Source organism: Nostocoides jenkinsii Ben 74 (assembly GCF_001046875.1).
Lineage (GTDB): Bacteria > Actinomycetota > Actinomycetes > Actinomycetales > Dermatophilaceae > Nostocoides_A > Nostocoides_A jenkinsii.
On record NZ_HF571038.1, the window covers coordinates 3659630 to 3664391 of the forward strand.

Here is a 4762-nt window from a genome sequence, read left to right on the forward strand (position 1 = left end):
CCAAGGCCCCTACAAGACCCTCGCAGACGTCGAATTCGCCACCGCCGCATGGGTCGACTGGTACAACCACGACCGGCTCCACAGCGGCATCGGCATGGTCCCACCAGTGGAATACGAGCAAGCCCACTACGCTGCCCTCAAACCCGAGCCGCAGCCCGTATGACAGCGGCAGAGAACCCGTGCCGATTCACAATTCACCACCCGCCCTGCCCAAGTGCGGGGTTTGAGCTGAGCGACCTCAGGCTGCGACCTCCAGGATCGCGAGTTCCGCCGCAAGGCTCACGGTGGTTACGCGGTCCTGCGCGTGATCGGTCGGCTCTGCGGAGCGAGATGGCCAGTATGTGGTGACGGTGCGGGGGGTGCCCCAGTCGATCGCGACTTGCCGAGCGGTCACGCTCACAGACCGCTGCCGCCTCGACGTCACCACATCCCAGGTCGTGATTTCGGCCCGGACTGGGTGAGCCCTAGAGTGTGCGAGCCTCGTCGCGCTGGGTGGCGGGGATCGTCGGGAGGTATTCGTAGTGAAGGTTGTGGGCAATGTGGCCCCGCGGGTCGCTGTTGTCGGTGCGGCAGTGATGGGTATGGCGGCGGCCGGGATGGTTGGCGCGCAGGCTGCCGAAGTAATCGTCGGGTCGCCAGTGGTGTTGGTCGTGGGCGACCCCTCGGCGTTGACTGCCGGTGACGCGGCGGTCCAGGCCGATCTGAACGAAACCGGGTATGACGTGCAGGTCGTCGACGATGCCGCGCCGTCGGCAGTGACGCCCGATACCGCCGTGGTGGTGGCTGCGGCGTCTGCCGACTCAACCCAATTGACCACGAAGTACCGCGATGCCTCGGTCGGGGTGGTTGCTCTGGGTTATGGCAGCTGGGTAGGGATGGGTGTGACGGCGGGCTCGGGATGGGCTCAGAACTCGACCAGCAACCTACTGGTCGTGGACTCGGCCCACCCCATCGCTAACGGTCTACCGCAAGTATTCGCCCCGGCGAACAGCGCGACGCTGATGCAGTCGGTTTCGGATGCCTACGTGCCCGCCTCGGCGGACACGGTAGTGGTGCGGTCCGGTGTGCAGAGCGCGCATGTGGTGTACACGATGAGCGCTGGAGATCTCCGCGCGGATGGCACCGTCACCCCGGCCAACCGGGTGGTGTTGGGCATGACGGACGCGACACTGGCAGACCTCTCGGAAGATGGCCAGCAGCTGCTGGACAACGCGATCAACTGGGCCGACGTCACCGCAGCGGCACGGCTGAGCAGCAACCCCTCGGCGCCCGTGACAAAGGAATACGTCAAGGGCTCCTGGAAGCTCAACACCTACCTCGCCCGAAACGGGGCCTACTTCACCCCGAGCGCGATCAACCCCGGGACCGCGTCTAACCCGAAGGACGACGGCTACCTCTCCAGCGACACGATCGTCAAGAAATCAAGCGGGACACTGCAGATCCTGCCAATCGCGAACGACGGCGGGAAGGCGTTGCGTTTCCCCGGCCCGGACGACGGGAACAGCACTCCTGGGGTTGACGCGGACGCGAGTCAAGTGTGGGTGCCGCATCAGGACAAGTTCAACCCGCTCGGGAAGCGGTTCAAGATCTCGGTGTACGTGCGGCCTCGCATGGACAACCTGGTTGCTGGGGAGTCCCCCAACATCATCCAGAAAGGCCGGGTCGACCAAGGCAACGCCCACCAGTGGAAGATCTCCTTCAACGCCGACGCGAAAACGCCCGTGTGCACCTTCCAAGGAGCAACCTCCAAAACCAACCCCCAAATCACCCGCACCGAAGCGTTCGCCCCCACCACGGCCGCAATGACCGCCGGTGGCCGCTATCGACTCACCTGCGAGCTGACCGCCGACGGCCAAGCCGTCCTCCACGTGTACCGCTTCGTGAGCGGGACCTTTGTTGACTTCAACACGAGTGGGTACAAGGGCACCGCGAAGGCGGGGATCTGGGTGGCACCGAGCACGGACATCTCGATTGGGAAGAAGCCGGGCGACACCACCGACGGGGACACCTACTCCGGCGACATCGACAACGTCGTGATCTCCCGGTGGGAACCGGTCACCCCAGTGACCCGGCAGCGCACCAGCCGGCCCGGGTGGGCCCGGACTGTTGTCACCGCGGTGGCAGCGCTGGCCGCGATCAGCGCTGCCACCTCGTCGGCTGCGGCCGGGGCCCCACCCCCCGCCGCGGCCGATGAGCTTCGGCCGCGGGTGGAGTTGATCTCAGCCACACTGGAGGGCCGGCCCGCTAACGATGTCCGCTCCGCGGCGGCCAGCGTCGACGGCTGCCGCATCCTGTTCAGCACCGAAACCCAAGTCTTGGTGCCTGGGGCACCACAGTCCGACGACAAAGACGCGGTGTACATCCGGGGACGCGACAGTAACCGCACTCGGCTGGTGTCCAGTGACAGCGCCGGCGTCCCGGGGAAAGGCAGCTACGGGGGCATCATCAGCGGCAACGGCCGCTACATCTCCATGGTCTCGGATTCCTCCAACCTGACCCCGCCCGGGACCGACTCGAACCGCTGGCTGCTGCGTAAAGACCTACGCACCGGACGCCTGGAGACCGCGCGGATGCCGGACGGGACCGGCCCCGCAGCCGGCCTCCCCGTCATGGGCATCGACATGCGCGGCATCACCGCCGACGGCCGGCTCACCATCGGCTCGGTCTGGTACCAGCCCGCCGACCACGGACCCGGGTATATGCGGATCGCGGCCTATGACTGGGTCACCCGCCGCTGGACGATGCTCAACAGCTACGGCTTCTATCGCGTCGTGTCATCCATCAGCGCCGACGGCCGCTACATCGCCTACGTCGCCGCCAACTCCTCAGACGGCTCCCGCGAGCTCTACCTCCTCGACCGCACGACCGGCACCACCCGCCACATCTCCCGTGGCCCCGCCGGGCAGGGCGCCACTCACTTCTCCACCGTGCTGAGCGGCGACGGCCAACTCATGTTCACCACCTGGAACCGCAAGCCGTGGACCTTCCACCTCAATATCGTCGTCCAGCGCACCAGCGACCTGGCCGTCGTCAACTCCATACACAGCCCCCTGCTCGGGATCACTAACGCTGTCAGCTACACCGGGCGCTGGGCACTCATCGGTGTCCTTCGCCCCGACGGCAGCGGCATCGTCGACGTCTATCGGTGGGACCGCCTCACCGGGAAACGGCTCCTGATCTCCGTCACCCGCGACGGCCGGCCACCCGCCGGAGACAGCTTCGGCGTCGCGATCACCGATGACGGCGCCACCGCCATCTTCTCCTCCCACGCCGGCGACATCGTTCCTGGCGACACCCCCGACGACGGCTGGATCGACAGCAACGTCGACCTCTTCGCCGCCACCACCCCAACATCCCGACCCTGCACCTAAGGATCCGCTGATCTAGGGCGGGTTCGGGGCGGTTGGCGCTGGGGAGTCGTCGGCGGGGTTGCGGGAAGGGTCGTGGAGGGGCGAATTCGCCCTGTTCGCAGGGGGTATCGCCGTTTGTGGGCAGGCTTGCGCCGGGCCGTCACCCCATCAAGGCGACGGCCCGGGCTCGCATCAACCAGTTCGCGCTGGCGAACAGCATCGCCAGGTGGTGGGCGTTCTTGGCCAGGCCCCGGTAGCGGGTCTTGACGAACCCGAAGTCGCGTTTGACGACCAGGAACGGGTGCTCGACCTTGGCCCGCACCCCCGCCTGCCGGGAGGCGATCGCCCGATCCGCGACCGGCAACCCGGCCAGTTTGCTCTTCGGGATCGCGACCCGGAACTCCACCCCCGCCAGATGTTCCAGCCCCGGCTTGGCCGACAGCGACTGTGCACCCTGGTAACCGGCGTCGGTGTACACCACCTCATCATCACAGCGGACCAGGACAGGCACCTGGGACAAGTCGGTCGCGCTGGCCGCGGTCACACTCACCGCGTGCACGTACCCGGTCCCGGCATCGACCCCGATATGGCCCTTGATCCCGAAGAACCACTGGTTGCCCTTCTTGGTCTGACGCATCTCCGGGTCCCTCGCCCGCGACCGGTTCTTCGTCGAGGACGGCGCCGCGATGATCGTGGCATCCACGATCGACCCGCCCCGCATGATCCACCCCTGCTCATCGAACACCGCGTTCTGAGCCGCCAGCAACACCTCACCAAGACGGTGCTCCTTCAACAAGTGCCGGAAATGCAGCAACGTCGTCGCATCCGGCACCTGCTCTGCTTGTGTCAAGTCCAACTGGCCCCGGGATGGCGGCTTGAGTGGGACTGTCCGCCGAACGGTGGTTCTGACCTGACACGCCAACGTGGGTTGGCGGGAAGGTTGGTCACTGATGACCGAGACAATCACGAGCGTGAGCTCGATGCCCAAGGACGCCAAGAGACGCCGCTCGTCGTCGACCGCGACACCGTCGGAGAAGGCGGCGATCGCGCAGCTGGTCAAGGCCGCCAGGGAGCGGGGTGAGGACATCACCGGCCCGGAGGGGTTGTTGAAGTCGATCACCGCGACCGTGCTCGAGGCCGCCCTGGAGGAAGAGCTGACCGACCACCTCGGTCACGTCAAGCACCGCGCGCCCGAGGGTGGGGCGGAGAACATCCGCAACGGCACCCGAGCCAAGACGGTGCTGACCGACGCGGCCGGGGAGGTGGTGATCGAGGTGCCGCGAGATCGGGCCGGAACGTTCGAGCCGGTCATCGTCAAGAAGCGCCAGCGGCGGCTGTCGGATGTGGACGCGGTCGCGATCTCGTTGTTCGCCAAGGGCCTGACGACCGGGGAGATCAGCGCGCACTTCGCC

General features: G+C 66.8%; 4 protein-coding genes. 3 read left to right on the top strand and 1 reads right to left on the bottom strand.

Going from position 1 to position 4762, the window contains the following annotated elements; translation table 11 throughout:
• Both BN13_RS19785 and BN13_RS17430 read left to right on the top strand, forming a co-directional pair.
• Window positions 1-163 (top strand): integrase core domain-containing protein (locus BN13_RS19785; RefSeq protein WP_162199997.1); only part of this gene is annotated, 163 nt, incomplete at its 5' end.
• A 358-nt stretch (window positions 164-521) separates the two neighbouring features.
• Window positions 522-3371: a TolB-like translocation protein gene (locus BN13_RS17430; protein ID WP_048548493.1), complete on the top strand. Its 2850-nt coding sequence runs from the start codon at window positions 522-524 to the stop codon at window positions 3369-3371.
• A 139-nt stretch (window positions 3372-3510) separates the two neighbouring features.
• Here BN13_RS17430 and BN13_RS17435 read toward each other — a convergent pair whose 3' ends face one another.
• On the bottom strand, window positions 3511-4437 hold the full coding sequence (locus tag BN13_RS17435; RefSeq protein ID WP_157038666.1) for an IS5 family transposase: 927 nt from the start codon (window positions 4435-4437) through the stop codon (window positions 3511-3513).
• Here BN13_RS17435 and BN13_RS17440 point away from each other — a divergent pair.
• The coding region (locus BN13_RS17440) for a transposase (RefSeq protein WP_235434134.1) at window positions 4331-4762 on the top strand (432 nt) is incomplete at its 3' end. The two genes, BN13_RS17435 and BN13_RS17440, sit on opposite strands and share 107 nt — an antisense overlap.

What these genes read in the sequence shown, in the direction of transcription:
- BN13_RS17435 (WP_157038666.1), bottom strand. Translation starts at nt 4,437, where the DNA reads ATGTCCTCACCCCGCTCCCTGGCGGCCTTGACCAGCTGCGCGATCGCC.